13 protein-coding genes and 1 tRNA gene are annotated in these 17,886 nt (G+C 57.9%); 11 read left to right on the forward strand and 3 right to left on the reverse strand.

Annotation, left to right across the window (positions count from 1 at the left end):
- Window positions 1-171 precede the first annotated feature (171 nt).
- The 11 genes from HY011_06220 to HY011_06270 all read left to right on the forward strand — a co-directional run bounded on the left by HY011_06220 (window position 172) and on the right by HY011_06270 (window position 11,443).
- Window positions 172-513: a hypothetical protein gene (locus HY011_06220; GenBank protein ID MBI3422517.1), complete on the forward strand. Its 342-nt coding sequence runs from the start codon at window positions 172-174 to the stop codon at window positions 511-513.
- A complete protein-coding gene (locus HY011_06225; GenBank protein ID MBI3422518.1) occupies window positions 486-722 on the forward strand; it encodes a hypothetical protein in 237 nt (78 codons plus the stop codon). The genes HY011_06220 and HY011_06225 overlap by 28 nt, the downstream gene beginning before the upstream one ends.
- Before the next feature lie 63 nt (window positions 723-785).
- Window positions 786-2,525 (forward strand): protein kinase, encoded by a 1,740-nt coding sequence (locus HY011_06230; GenBank protein MBI3422519.1) that lies wholly within the window; start codon window positions 786-788, stop codon window positions 2,523-2,525.
- 18 nt (window positions 2,526-2,543) lie between these two features.
- Window positions 2,544-4,028 carry a hypothetical protein gene (locus tag HY011_06235; protein MBI3422520.1) on the forward strand — a complete coding sequence of 495 codons (1,485 nt, stop codon included), beginning with the start codon at window positions 2,544-2,546 and terminating at the stop codon, window positions 4,026-4,028.
- A 465-nt stretch (window positions 4,029-4,493) separates the two neighbouring features.
- Window positions 4,494-4,883 carry a hypothetical protein gene (locus tag HY011_06240; GenBank protein ID MBI3422521.1) on the forward strand — a complete coding sequence of 130 codons (390 nt, stop codon included), beginning with the start codon at window positions 4,494-4,496 and terminating at the stop codon, window positions 4,881-4,883.
- A gap of 25 nt (window positions 4,884-4,908) precedes the next feature.
- Window positions 4,909-6,012, forward strand: a complete 1,104-nt coding sequence (locus HY011_06245) for a polysaccharide biosynthesis/export family protein (GenBank protein MBI3422522.1) — start codon at window positions 4,909-4,911, stop codon at window positions 6,010-6,012.
- A gap of 66 nt (window positions 6,013-6,078) precedes the next feature.
- Window positions 6,079-8,526, forward strand: coding sequence for a polysaccharide biosynthesis tyrosine autokinase (locus tag HY011_06250; GenBank protein MBI3422523.1), 2,448 nt, complete (start codon window positions 6,079-6,081; stop codon window positions 8,524-8,526).
- Window positions 8,527-8,751: 225 nt separating this feature from the next.
- Window positions 8,752-9,948 carry a phosphoglycerate kinase gene (locus tag HY011_06255; GenBank protein MBI3422524.1) on the forward strand — a complete coding sequence of 399 codons (1,197 nt, stop codon included), beginning with the start codon at window positions 8,752-8,754 and terminating at the stop codon, window positions 9,946-9,948.
- 104 nt (window positions 9,949-10,052) lie between these two features.
- Entirely contained in the window at window positions 10,053-10,814 is a 762-nt protein-coding gene (locus HY011_06260) for a triose-phosphate isomerase (protein MBI3422525.1), read from the forward strand.
- Between the two features lie 39 nt (window positions 10,815-10,853).
- Entirely contained in the window at window positions 10,854-11,327 is a 474-nt protein-coding gene (gene secG / locus HY011_06265; protein MBI3422526.1) for a preprotein translocase subunit SecG, read from the forward strand.
- Between the two features lie 34 nt (window positions 11,328-11,361).
- A tRNA-Leu gene (locus HY011_06270) sits at window positions 11,362-11,443 on the forward strand.
- Window positions 11,444-11,692: 249 nt separating this feature from the next.
- Here the strand turns inward: HY011_06270 and HY011_06275 are convergent.
- From HY011_06275 to HY011_06285, 3 genes are all read right to left on the reverse strand, one after another.
- Window positions 11,693-12,619 carry a PHB depolymerase family esterase gene (locus HY011_06275; GenBank protein MBI3422527.1) on the reverse strand — a complete coding sequence of 309 codons (927 nt, stop codon included), beginning with the start codon at window positions 12,617-12,619 and terminating at the stop codon, window positions 11,693-11,695.
- A 108-nt stretch (window positions 12,620-12,727) separates the two neighbouring features.
- Window positions 12,728-14,251: a long-chain fatty acid--CoA ligase gene (locus tag HY011_06280; protein MBI3422528.1), complete on the reverse strand. Its 1,524-nt coding sequence runs from the start codon at window positions 14,249-14,251 to the stop codon at window positions 12,728-12,730.
- Between the two features lie 92 nt (window positions 14,252-14,343).
- Complete coding sequence (locus tag HY011_06285) at window positions 14,344-17,787, reverse strand: TonB-dependent receptor (GenBank protein ID MBI3422529.1); 3,444 nt, start codon at window positions 17,785-17,787, stop codon at window positions 14,344-14,346.
- Between the last annotated feature and the right edge of the window lie 99 nt (window positions 17,788-17,886).

Raw genomic sequence — 17,886 nt, forward strand, 5'->3', positions numbered from 1 at the left:
CGCCGCCGTGACCCGACGCGTCACTCGCCCTTTGCGGATTTGAACGGTTTTGTTTATCACCAGAATTGGTTACACAACTTGCTGATTGCCGCTTCGCTCGGCGGCCATAGATGCTGACCCACAAAATTCGATGGGATCAGGGAATTTGAACTGGAAGACACGGGCGAACATTTGCGCGCCCGCACTTTGCCGAACAAAGAGAGCGTCGCCGGGCTGTTGCTCATAGACGATCTGGAAAAGGCGCGCCAGCAATGGTTGGGACAGATACTGTGGTGCCGGCAGATGCGGCTCTCGACGTATGACGATGCGACCGACCAGTTGAGCAGCCTGCCGCTTGCCAAGTACGCCCCGCTCAAAGTCATCGCGATCCAACCCGGCTGGGATGAAGAGAAGCCCTTGCGCTTTGTGCTGCAAACGAGTGAGGGCAAACAGGGCTTTTTGGATCTGAATCTCACGGCACCAATGTGCAGCCGGAGGTGCGGCACTTGCACCGCTTCGACGAGTATTTCCTGACCGAAGACCCCAAGGCCAAATACAAATGGCCCGCGCGGATTTGGACGGCCATCGAAAACAACCGCGTCATTTCCGGTATGACCGCAGAGCAAGTGCGCATGAGTTGGGGCGAGCCGGAGAAAACCGTGCGCACGGCAATGGGCGAGCAATGGACGTTTGCGGCAGGCGTGCTGACCTTCAGAAACGGCGTGCTCACGGGGATACAATGAATTTACAAGCGTGTGTCTGAGTGCGGTTGACACGCAAAAGCGGCTCTCATACTGTACGCCGCGATGGCCGCTAAATTCTGTTCCTATTGCCAGCAAAGCTTTCCGACGGCGCACACGGTTTGTCCGCACGATCAAACCGTGTTGTCGTTGCCCGATCCCTATCAAATGATCGGGCGCACGCTGCTGGAAAAATACCGCGTCGAAGCACTGGTGGGTTTGGGCGGCATGGGTGCGGTGTATTGCGCCTATCACACCGGCCTGGATCGCCGCGTCGCCTTCAAGATTTTGCAACCCAACATCGCTGTGGCCGACGAACACCTGGTTGAACTGTTTGAACGCGAAGCCAAAGTCGCCGGGCGTTTGTCGCACCAAAACATTGTGGATGTCAGAGACGCCGGACGCACGCCGGACGGCACGGCTTACATTGTGATGGAATGGCTGGAAGGGCGCACGCTGGACGAAGAGTTGCGCGCGCAGGGGGCGTTAAGCTTTGCGCGCGCCGGCGAGATTTTGCGGCAGATCACCGCCGCCCTCGCCGAAGCGCATTCCAAACAGGTCGTGCATCGCGATTTGAAACCGGCGAATGTCATGCTTGTGCGGCGCTCTTTCGATGGCGAAGGCGGGCGCGAAATTGTTAAGGTGCTCGATTTCGGCATCGGCAAGATTCTCACAGAGACAGGCGCTTCTGTTTCCGCCGTGATGGGCACGCCGAGTTATGCCAGCCCGGAGCAATTGCAACTGGGCGGCAAGATTGACGGACGTTCAGACATTTATTCGCTCGGCGTGATTCTCTATCGCATGCTGAGCGGGCAGTTGCCGTTTCAAAGCGGTTCGTTGTCGGATTTGGTGCAGATGCAATTGGTGATGATGCCCGCGCCCTTGCGTTCGTTGCGGCCCGAGACGCCCGCGGTGTTGGACGAACTGGTGATGCAGATGCTGGCCAAAAATCAGGAGCAGCGTCCGGCGAGCGCGCTGGAAGTGGCGCAACGTTACGACCAGGCCTTGGGCGCAATCGGGGAAGCCAATACGCTCAACTGGGCCGCACAGGCGCCGACGCTTTTACAGGATAGCGGACGCAGTGCGCTACCACCGCCGCCCTTGTTTCAACGCACCGAATCACTGCCGAATGCGCCGACGCCGCGCCGCTTCGAAGTCAAAGCCGGACAGACGGCCAACGCCCAACCCGCCGAGTTGCCCTCACACGCCGTTGCACCACCGCGTCGTTCACTGTTGGCGCCTGGCGTATTGTTGGGTGCGGCTTTGGCGGGCGGCAGCTTGATGCTCTATCGCTACGGGTTTGACGCGGGCGCGAACAGTCGTCGTGACCTGGCCATGACGCTGACTTCACCAACGCCGCTGCCCACGCCCAGCGTGACTGTTACGCCCACGCCTAAGCCGTCGCGCCCCGTGAGCGAAGTGAAAACGCGACCGGCGGAAAAAAAAGCAACGCCGACCCCGACGCCCTCACCGACTGCCTGGCCTGGGCCGCCTCGTGACTTCCGGTTTGGCACACCACCGGATCGGCGGAATGGACGACGGCCTGGCTTTGGGGAACCACGCGTGTCTGTCAACGGGCGACCGTCCGAATCGCCCTCGCCCGCTGAGCGCGAACAGTTCAACCGCCAATTCTCGCAGCAACAATTGTCAGTCGCGCGGCAGCTTTATCAGAAGGGTCTCTACAAAGGTGCACTCCGCAGTTGTGAGCAAGCACTGCGTCTTGATCCCAACAATACCGAAGCGGCTACCCTGCAAAAGAAAATCCGCGAGGCAGTGAAGATTCTCAATGACAAGAATGAGCAATAGCCGGTTGCGCCCTGGGCTATGAAATCAATTAAGCTGAACTTGCCAATCTTTTGTCTCTGGCTCGCGTTGCTGCCGGCGGTCTTGGCCAGCATGGCACGGCCTTTCCAAACGGAGGTGCCGCTCAAACTCAATCAAATTGAACGCCTCCTGGAAATCAAATTTGAAGATGAATTGCTGGCCCGTGAAATCAGCCGGCGCGGCTTGGCCTTTCGCCTGGACGACCGTACTTGGGAGCGGTTGCAGAAACGCGGCTTGGGGGAACAAGCGCACCGTGCCCTCAAGCAGCAAGAAGAAACGCAAGCATACAACGCTTTCGCCAGTGCGGCGGATGATCCGGCCAAACGGCTGGCCTTTGGCAAAGCCTTTCTACAGCAGCATGCGCAAAGCACGCGCGCACCGGAAGTCAGCGCCGAAGTGCGGCGCTTGGAGTTGGAACTCTTCAACCACAGCTATCAACTTTACATCAGCAATCCTGATACGGCGAAGTTGCAACAACTCCTGCAAGCCGGGCAGGTGTTGCTGAAAGAGCATTCCGATGTTGCAACATCCTTGAACGTGACCACGCTGTTGGCCTTGGCGACGGCCAAAGCGACTGTCGAAGGCTTTTATCAGGAGCTTGAACAAAGCCAGGCGCTGGTCGCGCAAGCCATTCGCTTGTTGGTCAATGACGCCGCCGCCGGAGAGGCGCGCGCGTTACAACAGGAATTACGTGTGCGCGCCTTGGGTGAACTTTATCGCGCGCAGGCGCTGTATTTCTTACGGCAAAGCAACTCCGATCCGGAGCAGGCCTTGGCGGTGTTGAACAACGCCATCCAGGCGGCCCCGCTGACCGTGGGGAAAGAGGCCCGGACGTATTGGTTGCAGGCCCTGGCCCGTGAGCAGAGTTATCAACGGCAGTTCAAAGAACTCGCGACCCTGAACGATGAGGTGACAGGGAGACCGGTTCTTTGTGCGCGCCTGACAGAACTCCGAACCAAACTGGTTGAAGATTACACCCATGTAGTCGCACTGAGCGCGGCGGAGGTCAGGGAACGGGCTTTACACGAAGAAGCCAGCGCCGCGCTCAAAAAACTGGTGAACTCCGCGCCGCCGTGCACCCCAGCCTTGCCCGAAACGCATACGCCAGCGCCTCTGGCGCAGCGGGCGCGCAAGGTCAATGAAAATGCGCCCAAGCTGCGAACGATCTTTATTCGCTCAAAGACCGTTTACCTGAAACCCAATCAATTGGAAGCCGCCTTGCTCAAACGGCCAGACTTTCAAGCCGGCGAGTGGCGCATCATTCGCAATGAAAAGGAGGCGGATTTGGTCTTGGAAATCGCCCTGCCGTTGCTGACCTGGAATTGGACGTTTGAGCTTACCCAACAGAAAACCACGGCCTTGCTGGCTACCGGCAAGATCAGGGAAGCGACGGCGGGCACCGCCGTCCCGCGCTTGGGAGATGAAGTGGTGCTGGCGCTCAAGCAAATTCGCCAGCAAGAGCAGGCCGAACCGCAAAAACAATAAGGCGCAAGTGAGGAGTGATTGCCGCCAACCTGTGGGAAGGGCCGATATTCTTTGTTGACATCAATTAAGCAGGCGTGTTAGAAAGCGGTCGGTTGTCGAGGTTGGAACCAGCGCTTCAGACGACCAAGCTCACACGCTACATTCTCTTAATCGGTTCCACCTGAATAAATTTCTTCGATCCCCGTGTTCCTCCTCTTCCCGCTAAATAAAGCAAATGTCTTTGTGTTGTGATAAGCATTGTTCGGGCAAGCATATTGACACAGGACAGGCGCTCGTTGTTCCCAGCGCAGCCGGGAAGGCCGTGAATTAGGGATTGCTGGTTGCAGACTGGCATTGGTTTTTAAGTAACTTGTTAGGCCACATCCCCTCTCGTGATGCTGTTCTTGATTGATAAGCTGGGTTGCCAGTCGGGCTAATTCAGTAAGGTCAATTTAGGTGTTTGGTGAACTGTTAAGGTGAGAAGCGGTGCGCGCTGCTTCCATAGAACTCATCAAGATGACGATGGTTTTCTTTCCAAAGCTTCAGGCTCGATACTTCGGACAGCTCGCAAAAGTTGCCCGCTGGTTCGGCAGGCAAGGTATCTGCGTGGCAGCACCTCGACCTCACCTTGCAAAAGAATTATCGGCAGACAACCCGCTGATTCTTTTTCCTACTCTGAGGGCGTGTCCGTTTTCTAATCTCTTCAATACCAGCGTCGGCTTGCGTTGGCCTAAAAATAAGCCCCATTGGATTTTTACTCTTTCAGTATGCTTAAGAGATGGCGCTCAATGTTTGACCCGAAACAGCGACGCCGAGAATGAGCTTGCATTCAAATCATCTGTGGCCAAGCGGCTGGTTGGTAAGGCCGCGATCTGATAAAAGAACAAAGGAGGGTTTTGCCGTGATTCAATTTATGTATGCGAGACAAGCGATGAGACAGGATGAAACAGCCTTTCCCAGGTTGGCGGTGGTTCGCCAAGTCATGTCATTGGCGTTACTGATCGCCCTGGTTGTCATCCCGGCGCGGGCACAGAATCGGCAAAATCCGGCCTCCCAGCCCGCTCCTGCAACTACGTCAGGCCCGACGGCGACGGCGGGGAATATCTTGGTTGATCCGAATGAAGATTACCGGTTGGCACCCGGTGACACGATTGATGTTTATGTCGAAGACGCCACGGAATTGACTCAGACTTATCGCATTGCTGCTTCGGGGGCTTTTGAAATGCCCTTTTTAGGCGCGCTCAAGGCGCAAGGGAAAACCACGCAGGAATTGACGCGGTTCATTGCCGACAATTTGCGCGAGCAGGATTATCTGAAAAAACCTGTCGTGCGCGTAACGGTCAAGCAGTACAGCGGGCAAATCTTTTTTATCCAGGGGGCGGTGCGCTCGCCAGGCTTATATCAGTTGGAAGGTCGGCCTTCGTTATTGAAGCTGATTAGCTTGGCGGGCGGGCTGCAAGAAAATTACGGGCCGCACGCGCTGATCCTGCGCCCGGTGAAAAAAAATGGAGCGCAACTGGCGGCGGTGAGCACTAATCCGGGCGCGGCGCAAGACGAAGCCGCTGACAATGATGATTACGAATTGATCAAAGTGGCGCTCACGCCCATTGTGCAGGATGGAAATTTCGATCAGAACGTCAAATTGGAGCCGGGCGATATTGTCAATATCCCTGCAACCAAGGTTTTTTATGTCGCCGGCGAAGTCGTGGCACCCGGTTCGTTTCAACTAAAAGAGGGGACGACCTTGCGGCAGGCGATCTCGCTGGCGCAAGGCACCACCTTCAAAGCCGCGCTCGGCCGCGGCGTGATCTTCCGTGATGAGCCGGGTACCGGGAAACGGCAAGAAATCCCCGTGGATGTCGCGGCCGTGATGAACGGGAAAAAAGACGACATCGTGATTTTTCCAAACGATGTGATTATCGTCCCCAACAGCCGCGTGAAATCGGTCAGCAGTACGCTGCTCAATGCTTTCGGCGTGAATGCCGCAAGGATTCCGATTCGTTAATGACCCACTGGTAAAGCAGTCTGTGCTACGCGCGCGTAGCCGACGCAAGGAAACAACAGGTGTCCTATGGAAATCGTTCCACTGCCGTCTGATGACAATCGGCGGCCCGAACTCAAACAAGTCTTAAACGGTCAAACCGGGCAGCCGGCCTTAAATCAAAGTGGTTTCATTGTGCCCCCGGTTTATGGCGAAATCGGCAATGGGCCTGGTTCCTATTATCCCTCCTATGACAAACCTGAAAAGGAAGAAGCCTTCGATCTGCGCGAATTCTGGCGCAAGGTCATGCGGCGCAAATGGTTGATTCTGGCGATTATCGCCATCGCCACGACCGTCACGGCGCTGAAGATTTCGCAAGCCCGCAATATCTACCAATCCACCGCCACTATCGAAGTCGGTCGCCGCGTGCCGAAGCTCGGCAAAGACAGCAGCATGAATCTGTTTTATGACTTCGATAACTCCGAGATCAAAACGGCGATGTTTTTGCTGAAAAGCACGCCTTTGTTGGAAGACGTCGTCGTCAATCTCAAGCTCGACGAGAACGAAAAATTTATGGGTGGTGCGGAGGTGCGCTCACTCTCCAGTATTTTTAAGCGCAAAGAAACCCCAGCCGAAACCAAGAAAGCGGACTATCCGACCGATACGCTGAATGAATTGGATGGCGCAGATCCCAATGTGAGCTTGAATCTGCGCTCGCGGGAAGAACGCGATAAATTGGCTCCTTACGTGGGTATGTTGAACAGTGGATTGCAAGTGACTGAATTGCGAGGCACTCGCCTGGTACAGATTGCCTTTAACCATACCGATCCGGAAATGGCTGCCATCGTGACCAATGGCGTGGCGCAAACGTTCATTGAACGCGTTTACTTAAAGCAGAATGAGAAAATCGAGAAGACCTCGACTTGGTTGGATAAATCAACGCGTGAATTGCAAGCCCAGCAACAAAAGGCCGAGCAGGCCCTACAGGACTACACGCGCAATAACAATATGTATTCAACCGCGGAGGGCAAAGACGATTTAACCACGACCAAATTGGCTGAATTACATGGTCAAGAGATGAAGGCGGAAACCGACCGCTTGCTCAAGCAATCGCTTTACGAAGAAGTCAAACGTGGCAATGTCTCTAAATTGCCAGAAGCTTTTTCTGATCAAACGATCAATGAAGTACAGAAAAAACTCGGTGAGCTAACGGTAAGCGCCGCGCAATTGAGCGTGAAATACGGTTCCCGCAACCCGAAGTTCATCGAAGTCCAACAGCAAATGGAGGCGCTGCGCAAAGAGATTGACGAGAAAGTCGTCAAACTTGAGGATCGCCTGAAAGCGGATTATGAGCGCGCTGTCAGGGATGAAAACTCCCTCAAAGCTGCTTTGAATCGGGCCAAGGGGGAAGCTGTCCAGCAAAATCAAACCTCGATTCAGTACCGAATTCTCAAGCAGAATGTTGAGACCGCCAAATCGCTTTACACGGACTTTCTGCAAAAAACCAAGCAAGCCGAGATCGAGAAAGCCGAGACGACGCGGCACATCTCTGTCGCCCAACCCGCGACGCGCGGCTATCTGATCGGCCCGAAACGGCTACAGACGGTTTTTATGGCTCTCTTGTTGAGCCTGGCCGCAGGCATTGGGCTGGCCTTCTTACTCGATCACTTGGACAACCGTATCAAGACGGTGGATGACGTGAACCGTTATGTGCGGTTGCCCGCGCTGGGGGTGATCCCCGAAATCAACTCCAATGCACCGCGTAAATTGCTGGGTTCGCGCCACGGCAGCGGAAAGCAGGAGCAATCCGGTTTTGCCATTGCCGGCGGATCAAATGTCACGTCGCTGGCTGATCGCCGGGCCGCGCATTCCGTGGCTGAGGCCTACCGCTCATTGCGAACCTCGGTGCTTTTGGCCGCCGCTGGGCGTCCGCCGAAAACGATTTTGGTTACCAGCAGCCAGCCCGGTGAGGGCAAAACGACGACGATCGTGAACACCGCCATTTGTCTATCGCAACTCGGCGCCAAAGTTTTGCTGATTGACGCCGATATGCGGCGTCCGCGTGTGCACAAAGCTTTCGGCATCAAAAACCGCCGCGGCCTCTCGACCTATCTTTCCAATGATGTGCGCTTGCGCGATTTGATTCAGCCTACCAGCATTCCGAATCTGTCAGTCTTGCCCTCCGGGTTGGTGCCGCCCAACTCAGCGGATTTGGTCAGTTCGGAGAAGATGCGTTATATGCTGCATAAGCTGTCGGCGTATTATGACCACATCCTGATTGACACCCCGCCGGTGCATAGCGTGACTGATCCGATCATTCTATCGCGGCAAGTGGATGGCGTGATGTTGGTCGTGCACGGCGGCAAGAGCACCCGCGAAATGGTGCGCCACGCCCGGCAGGAATTGATCAATGTCGGCGCGAAAATCTTTGGCGTCGTGCTCAACAACGTCAACGTTCAGCAGGATGGTTACGAGTACTATTACCATCGTTACTACTACGGTCAGCAGGATGAAAAGAACCAGGTAAGAGGCGCATAGCGCAGCTTACCTTCGTTCGTTACAAAACAAGCGGTAGCCGCGTGGCTCAAACAAGTTTACCCACGCGACTACCGCTTAATCTTTTGGCTCGCCGTTGCGCCGCTGATTCTGACTTGGCTGCCATCGCGCAGGTCTTTTGCCCAGGCGCGGGGCCGTGTGTTAGCCTCTGCCACTACTTCAGTCTGACCACTAAATCCAAAATTCTTAAACCGCTAAGGAAGAACCATGCCCAAGCTTTCAATTCGTGACCTCGCTTTGCAGGGAAAAAAAGTTTTCATTCGTGTGGATTTCAATGTGCCGCTCGAAAACGGCCGGGTTGCCGACGATACGCGTATCACGGCGGCGATCCCGACGATTCAATACGCCACCGACAAAGGCGCGCGCGTGATCCTGGCTTCGCATCTAGGTCGCCCAAAAGGGCAGCGCAATGCCAAATACTCGCTCAAACCTGTGGCAGAGCATTTGGCCAAGGTGCTGGGCAAGCCCGTAGCTTTCGCGACGGATTGTGTGGGAGAAGCCGCGTCGAGTGTAATCAATGCGCTGAAGGATGGTGAGATCGCCTTGCTTGAGAACCTGCGCTTTTATGCCGAGGAGGAAGCCAACGCGCCCGCCTTTGCCGCACAGCTTGCGAGCCTGTGCGATGTTTATGTCAACGACGCCTTCGGCACCGCGCATCGTGCCCATGCTTCCACCGAAGGGATGACAAAGTTTGTCTCGCAAGCGGCAGCCGGTTTCTTGATGGAAAAGGAACTGCGCTATTTGATTGAAACGCTGAAAAGCCCGGCGCGCCCTTTCGTCGTCATTCTCGGCGGGGCGAAAGTCTCTGACAAAATCCAAGTCATCGAAAACCTGCTCAAATCCGCCGATGCTGTGCTGATCGGCGGCGCGATGGCCTACACATTTTTGAAAGCGCGCAGCAACGAGATTGGCAAATCGTTAGTCGAGTTGGACAAGCTCGAACTCGCGCAACGACTCGAAGCGCAAGCCAAAGAGCGCAACGTCAGTTTACTGTTGCCCACCGATCACCTGGTGGCCGCCAACCCCGACGACGGGGCGAACGCGCAAAACGTCAGCGTCACCGCGACGCCGGCAGATCGCATGGGCCTGGACATCGGCGCGGCCACACGCGCGGCCTATGCCGAAACGATTGCCAAGGCGCAAACGATTATTTGGAATGGGCCGATGGGCATGTTCGAGAAAGCGCCGTTTGATCAAGGTACGCGCGCCATTGCCCAAGCCGTGGCCGCCGCTTCGGAGCATAACAACGCGACCTCGATCATTGGCGGCGGTGACAGCGTCGCCGCGATTCATGAGACGGGCCTGGCAAACAAGGTCACGCATATCTCGACCGGCGGCGGGGCCACGTTGGAATTGTTGGCCGGCGATGTCTTGCCGGGCGTGGCGGCGTTGACTGAAAAGTAACTTCACCCAATACACACTTATCCACGGAGTCACACGAAGAGCCATGCCATAAACGCAAGCTTCTTCGTGCTTCTTCGTGCGACTTCGTGGGAAGAAAGAGAGAAATGAGAAAACCTGTTATTGCCGGAAACTGGAAAATGTTCAAATTGGTCGGCGCGGCCATCGAAACGGCGCTGGCGCTGAAACCGCTGGTCGCCAATGCCAATCATTGCGAAGTCGTCATCGCCCCGCCTTACACGGCGCTCAAAGCTGTCGCGGATCGCGTCGAAGGCTCGAATCTCAAAGTCGCCGCGCAGGATGTCTCGACCGAGATCAAACACGGCGCGCACACCGGCGAGGTTTGCGGCGATATGCTCAAAGATGCGGGCGCTGCGCACGTCATCATCGGCCATTCCGAGCGGCGGGCGCTATACGGCGACACTGATGCCAGCGTGAATCGCAAGCTGCGCGCGGCGCTGCACTTTGGTTTAACGCCCATTCTTTGTATCGGCGAAACGCTGGCTGAGCGCGATGCCGGCCAGGCTGAAAACGTCGTCAGCGCCCAATTGGCGGGCAGTTTGGCTGAGTTGACAGCCTCAGACCTGGCACGTATTATCCTCGCCTACGAACCGGTATGGGCGATTGGCACAGGGCGCACAGCCACTCCAACACAAGCCCAACAAATGCACGCATTCATTCGTCAGTGGTTGACTGAAAAGTTCGGCGCAGAGGCTGCCAACGCAATTCGGATTCTGTACGGCGGCAGCGTCAAACCCGAAAACATTGCTGAATTGATGCGCGAAGCCGACATTGATGGCGCGCTGGTCGGCGGGGCGAGTTTAGAAGCCGACAGCTTCGCGCGCATCGTCAATTACATCGGGCATTAAAGCCGGTAAAACAAGTCTTTCATCTGGTAGGTAACCGTTTTGTTTTTCTTAGCCCTTACACTCAAAGTGATTTTCGTGCTCACCTGCGTCTTTTTGATTCTGGTGGTGCTGTTGCAATCTGGCAAAGGCGGCGATGTGGCTTCGGCCTTTGGCGGCGCGGGCGCGCAATCGGCCTTCGGGCCGCGCGGCGCGTCCAAACCGCTAGAAAAGGCGACCGTGGTTGCGGCGATTCTGTTTATGTTTCTGGCGCTGATGTTTTCATTGCCAGGACTCAACGGACAAAGTTCCGTAGTGCGCGAAGGTGCTGCCGTGGCGGTGCCAACGCCTGGCCCGGCCTCCAATCCGGCGGTTTCACCTTCACCCGCTGCTTCGCCTGAAGCCAGCGCTAGCCCTGCTGCTGGCAAGGCTGACGCAAAGAAAGCGGATGACAAAAAAGGTGACAATAAAGCGGCAGCAGATAAAACGGCGGGCGCAAAAGACGCTAAACCCGCAGCCACGCCAGATAAAAAATAGCTCTTTGCTTGAAGCGTCGCGTCGCTTCCTAAATGCCGAAGTGGTGGAATTGGTAGACACGTACGTTTGAGGGGCGTATGGGGCAACCCGTGGGGGTTCGAGTCCCCCCTTCGGCATCCCCCAATTTTGGGGTCGAAAAATCTCGAAAGCTTTGTCCTGCAATTTTTGCTTTTGTCACTGAACCGCTGCAAGTGGCGAGTGTGACAGGAAGGGGACAAGACTTTCGAGATTTTTTTCATTGCTTGTTTACTCCTGGGAGTCTGACGGGGGAGGTAAGATTGATGTCGTGCTGATTGGCGAATAGTTTCAGCCAGAGTCTTCACTGTGCCCGGCATTGAGTGTGTCGAGTCACGATTTACGTTCGCTCATGCGCTGAAGAAGTGCCACATCGCCTCGCTGGCTGACGGCCCCAATGGATCGGTATAGCTGCCTGCCGCAGAGCCGCCCGACCAGGCGTGCTTCATTCCCTGCACGAGCCATTTTTCCAGCACGGCGTGGCCGCTGTGGTCGCGGTAAATTTCCCGCGTGTACGCCCGCGTGTACGAATGACCCTGTTCGACTGCGCCCCGGCTGACGCTGGCCGGGTTCAATTCAATCCCGGCGGCTTCGTGCACGCCCTCAACGCAAGCCCGCGTGCGCGCCCACTGCGCTATCACCTGAGTGGCATTGAGCGGTGCGACAGTCGCGTCTGCCGTTCCGTGAAACACGATCACGCGCGGCTTGTGGTTGCCTTCCCCCCGTGCCCGAAACGCCGCCAGCCCTTGTGCGCACGGGTCGGGGCCGCCTGCTTGCTGTGCTTTGAGCGCTGAGGGGACATCGCTCGCCGCCCTGTATTCCAGCCCCGAATGCACGCCGAGCGCGGCGAACAACTCAGGACACGTCGCGCCCAAAATCACCGCCATCGCCGCGCCTGCCGAAAGCCCGGCGACAAACACCCGCGCCGCATCAACGTTGTAGCTGGCTTTGATTTGCCCAACCAGGGCGGCAAGCTGCGCCGGTTCGCCGCTGCCGCGCGACTGATGCGCAGGCGCGAACCACTGCCAGCAGCGGAGCGCATTGCTGTGCGGAGTCTGTTCGGGATAGGCAACCAGAAAGTTGTGTTGTTCAGCCAGTTCATTCATCCGCGTTCCGGCGGCGAAATCATCAGGCGTTTGCGTGCAACCGTGCAGCATCAACAGCAGCGGCACGCCCCTGGCTCCATTATATTGCGACGGAATAAAGAGCTTGTACGTGCGCGCTGTGCCCGCGTGAACGATCCGCTCCTCGCTCCACTGTTTTCCACTCGTCGTCATCAGCGCTTCGCTTCCTCTTCAACGCTCCGCAACCATTCGGCTGTAAACCGCTTGAATTCTGCTTGCGAGAAAACCTTCTTCAGTGTGAACGCGCGTTGGTTCATCAGCTCACTCACCGTTCATCACCTGTTCCTTGATGACTCGTTTGAGGATTTTGCCGGAGGCGGAGAGCGGAAACTCTTCCGCAAAAAAGATGCGTTTCGGAATCTTGTAACGCGCGAGCCGGCTCTGACAGAACGCGATGATCTCTTCAGCAGTGACCGCCGCGCCGGGGCGTTTGATGAGCGCGGCCACTGCCCGTTCACCCCACTTCGCATCGGGCAGGCCGAAGACGGCGGCGGACGCGATGGCCGGATGTTCGTGCAGGATGGCTTCGACTTCCGCCGGATAGATGTTTTCGCCGCCGGAGATAATCATGTCCTTCACGCGCCCGGCGATGTAAAAGTAGCCTTCCTCGTCCTGCCGCGCCAGATCGCCCGTGAAAAACCAGCCGTTGCGCAGCGCGGCAGCCGTGGCTTCGCGCTTGCGCCAATAGCCAGAACAGACGTGCAGGCCGCGCAGCAACAACTCGCCCGTGTCGCCGCGCGCGACATCCTGACCGTGTTCATCCACGATGCGCGCTTCGGTGTGAAAGTTCGGAAAGCCAATGGAACCGGCCTTGCGCACCGAATCTTCGAGGGCGAGCTTGAAGCAGTTGGGGCCGACTTCGGTCATCCCGAACCCTTGTGTGAAAACGACGTCGCGCCGTTGATACGCCTCGATCAATGGCACGGGGCAGGGCGCGCCGCCCGTAATACAGAGGCGCAGCGAACTGAGATCGGCCTCGGCAAAGCGCGGCGCTTCCAGCATCATCTGAAACATCGTGGGCACGCCGAAGACGATGGTGCAGCGATACCGCTCAAGCGCTGCCAGCCATTGCGTTGCCTCGAAGCCGCGCATCATCACCAACGTGCCGCCGATATGCAGCAGCGGCGTCGTCAACACATTCAGGCCGCCCGTGTGAAAGAGCGGCGCGTGAATCGTCGTCACGTCGGACGAAACCAGGTCGAGCGCGAGATGCGTGTTGAGCGAATTCCACAGCAGCATCCGGTGCGAGAGCAGCGCGCCTTTCGGATGGCCGGTCGTGCCGGAAGTGTAAATAATCAGCAGCGGCATCTCAGCGTCGAAGTGTTCGACTTCCACCGGCGCGGCGTGCGACGCGGCAAGCGCCGTTTCGTAATGCGGAGCAGTGACGGAGGAATCGAAGGCAAGGTAATGCGGGATGGAAACGATTGCGCGCAGCCTGTCGGTCGTTGCCGCGAATTCCGTTTCGTAAAGCAAAACCTTTGGCTCGCAATCTTCGAGGATGTAGGCGAGTTCGGGCTGCGTGAGCCGGTAATTGAGCGGAACCAGAATCGCCGTGAGTTTGGCGGCGGCAAAGAGGGCTTCGAGCGTTTCGGCGCGATTCAGCGCCAGCACGGCGAGGCGGTCGCCGCTCCTTACGCCGCAGCGATCGCGCAGGTAATGCGCCAGCCGCGTTGCGCGTTCATCGAGTTCCGCGTAACTCAGGCGCGCGCCGGTCGCGGCGTTGATGATGGCTGTTTTCTGAGGCGTGAGCGCGGCGCGGCGCGCCATCCAGTCTCTGACGTACATTGCTTCTCGAAGGCGGAAGGCGGTAGTCGGTAGTCGGAATCCGGCAGTCGCTGCCCTCTTCCGAATTCCGAATTCCGGCTTCCGCCTTCGCCTCAGTAATTGAACTTGAACGCGAACTGAATGATGCGCGGATTGGTCGTCACCGAGATGATGCGGCCAAACGACGCGCCCGCGTTGAAGTCGCTCAGCGGATTCGCCAGGTTGACGTGATTGATGACGTTGAAGAACTCCGTGCGGAATTCAAAGTTCCGCGTCTCGCCGAAGTAGAAGCGCTTGAAGACCGAGAAATCCACGTTGGTCTGGCGCGGCCCGCGCAGGATATTGCGCCCGACGCTGCCGATGTCCGTGCCGGCGGCGTCGGCAATGAATTTGCCGCCCGAGCTGGGAATCGGCTGCCCCGCCGCGATGGTCGGTCGCGCGAAGGCTGCCGGATTGAAATAGTAACCCGCTGGCACGTTGCTCAGCGCCGTTTCGCGCGTTGCGCCCGCCGCGAAGTTCGGACGCGCGAGCGGCGCGCCGCCGCCCGACAAGCCGTAGAACGAACCCGCGCCCGTGTCCACGATGTCAATCGGCAAGCCCGACATCGCCGTCACAATGCTGGCAATCTGCCAGCCGCCCAACGCGATTTTGGCCGCACCGCCTTTCGGCCCCGGCAATTCATAAAATCCGCTGAAGACGAAACGCTGTGTGCGGTCAAAATCCGAGACGCCGCGATTGGCGCGGTTGTCGAGTTGATTGCCCAGCACGCCAATGGTTTCGCCCACGCCGCCGGGATTGATGACGCCGCCGATGCCTGCGCCGCCGCCCTGACCCGAAGCGTTGTCAATGGATTTCGCCCAGGTGTATGAGGCCAGAAATTGCAGCCCGCGCGCCAAGCGTTTGGTCAGACTGGCTTGCAGCGCGTGGTAACTCGATTGCGCCGTGGATTGATTGAGCGAGAAATTGTTGATGCCCACGCCTTGAAAGGGCGCGCGCAAGGCCGCGTTGGCCGGTGTGTTCGTCGTGATGGTCGCGCCCGTGGCTTCGTTGACGATGGGCGAGGCCGTGCTGGCGAGCCGCGCCTGATTGAGCGCCACCTGCCGGAACAGATTCAACCCGCGCGTGCCGACGTAACCGGCTTCAAACAATAAATCTTTCGCCAGTTCATATTGCACGTTCGCGTTGTATTGATGCAGGTACGGCGTGCGGATGTTGCGGTCAAAGAGATTGCCCGATAACGCCACGCCCGGCACGAAGGTCGGAAAGGCGGATTGCGGCGGGGCGGGGAAGAACGGATCGGCAACCGGAATCGGCGTGGGAATGCCCACGCGCGCGCCGAAGACGTAATTGGGCGGCGCGATCACATTCAGCGTGATGTACTGAAACGACGTGCGCGAATAAAACACGCCGTAACCGCCGCGCACTGCGAGCTTGCCCGAAGCGAGCGGCGAATACGCGAAGCCGATGCGCGGCGCAATGTTGTTCGGGTCAATGCTGTTGAGCACGCGCTTGCCGACATTCGGAATGTCGGGCGAATCCTTGACGGCATTACCCGCTTCGACGAAACCGGCGAGCGGCGCAATCAAGCCTGTGGTCGCCGTGTTGCTCGCCGGGCGCGCTTTGTAAAGCGTCGGATCGAAGGTCGCCAGCCGTCCGCGCGTGTCGTATGGCGGCAAATCCAACTCGTAGCGCACGCCGAGATTGAGCGTCAGCTTGCGCGAGACCTTCCAGTCGTCCTGAAAGAAAAAGTTGTAATCGTGCGCGCGCAAGCTGCGGTCGCCGTTGCCGCTGCCGAAAACCGAGACGAGCACCTGCCCCTGCAAAAAGCTCTGGAAGCTGGCGAAGTCGAGTTGGCCGCGCGTGAAAAAATTCAGCGTGTAGTTGTTTTCGTTGTAGCGGAACTCCGCGCCTGTGCGCAGCGTGTGCGCGCCTTTCGTAAGCGAGAGCGTATCGGAAGCCGTTGTCGAAGGCGCAGTCGCCTGCACGTCAATCGTCGCCGAAGTGCCGAAGACGATGCCGCCGGCGGCGGGTGCGATGCGAATCAGGCCGAGGCCGGGGAAAATGCCCGCATTGGCGCGGCGAATGCCGAGGTCGGCGTCATTGAGCGGCTCTTGCGGGAAGGCGTCCACGCGGATGAAGTTGTAACCGACGCGCGCTTCGTTGACGACGTTCGGTGAAATGACGCGCGTGTATTGCAACACGCCCAGCCGGTTGTTGTTTTTCTGAAAATTGCCGAAGCCCGGCACGTTCGGCCCGCCGCCGAGAAAGCTCGGCAACGCCAGCGTCTGCGGCGCATTCGAGAAGAAGAGTTTGAAAGCGAGCGTGTTCTTCTCATTCAAACGCCAATCGAAGTTGGCGTTGAATTGATCTTCCTGAAACTTAGAGACCGCCGACCCGCTGTAACGCCCGCTGGCCTGCGGCGTCGGAATCAGGAATTGGCCGTTGTCGAGTTTGAAATTGAGCAAGCGCAGCGCCACCGGATCAAGGCGCGTCCCGGCGGGCGTGGTCGGCAGGAATGTGCTGAGCAGCGTCGCCTCGGAACGGTTGTCAGTCAGCCCCGGCGCGACCAGCACATTCGATGACAGGCTGTTGATCGGCGACGCGCCGTTGTCTTCGCGCATGCCCTGATATGACAGGAAGAAAAAGAGTTTGTCTTTGACGCCGGGGCCGCCGAGCGTGAAGCCAAAGACGTTGCGATCAAGCACAGGCCGCTGGCCGCCGACTGATTTCAAGACCGGACTGTTGGCGTTAAAGGAATCGTTGCGCAGGTATTCATACGCCGTGCCATGAAATTCACCCGTGCCGCTTTTGGTCACGGCCTGCACGTTGCCGCCGCCCGAACGTCCGAACGTCGCGTCATACAACGAAGTCTGTACCTTGAATTCCTGAATCGTTTCGGGCGCGGGCACGGAAAGTGAGGGCGCGGAATTCGTCCCCATCGAATTGGCGTCCACGCCGTTAATCTGGAAATTGTTGTTCGTGACGCGCGCGCCATTGACCGAGATGTTTTGCGAATTGCGTCCGACCGAAGTGTGATCGGGCAGATACGTCGCCGCGCCCGGCGAGAGACCGAGAATCTGCGTGAAGTTGCGCGTGGCGAGCGGCAGTTCGGCGACCGTGCGCGCATCCACGACGCGGCCAAGCTGCGAGCTTTCGGTTTGCACGGTTGGCCCGGCGGCAGCGATCGTGACGGATTCCTGTGCGCCGCCGACAAGCAGGTCGGCGTTGATGACGGTCGTCTCGGTGATGGCGACGCGCACGTTGTCGAGCGCGGCTTGCTTGAAGCCCTGCGCTTTGATCGTGACCTGATAAAGGCCGGGCGGCAGCAGCGGCACGATATAATTGCCGTCGCCGCCGGTCGTCGTGGTGCGCGCGTCGCCGGTGGCTTTGTTGCTCGCGGTGACTTCCGCGCCCGCGATGAGCGCGCCTTTTTCGTCTTTGACAGTGCCGGTAATACGGCCCGTCGTCTGGCTCTGCGCCAGCGCCGAACTGCTGCATAGGATGATGCTGCAACAAACTGACAGGCACAGTGACAAGACGTCCTTGCTGGTGATCATTGGCTTTTCCTCCTGCGGCCCGTGCGGAGCCGGTGAAAGTTGCTGGACAAATGCTTGAAATCTCGCAGTGCAAATGGAGTGCAAGCCAAAGTCCCTGCA

This window comes from Acidobacteriota bacterium, from assembly GCA_016196035.1.
Lineage (GTDB): Bacteria > Acidobacteriota > Blastocatellia > RBC074 > RBC074 > JACPYM01.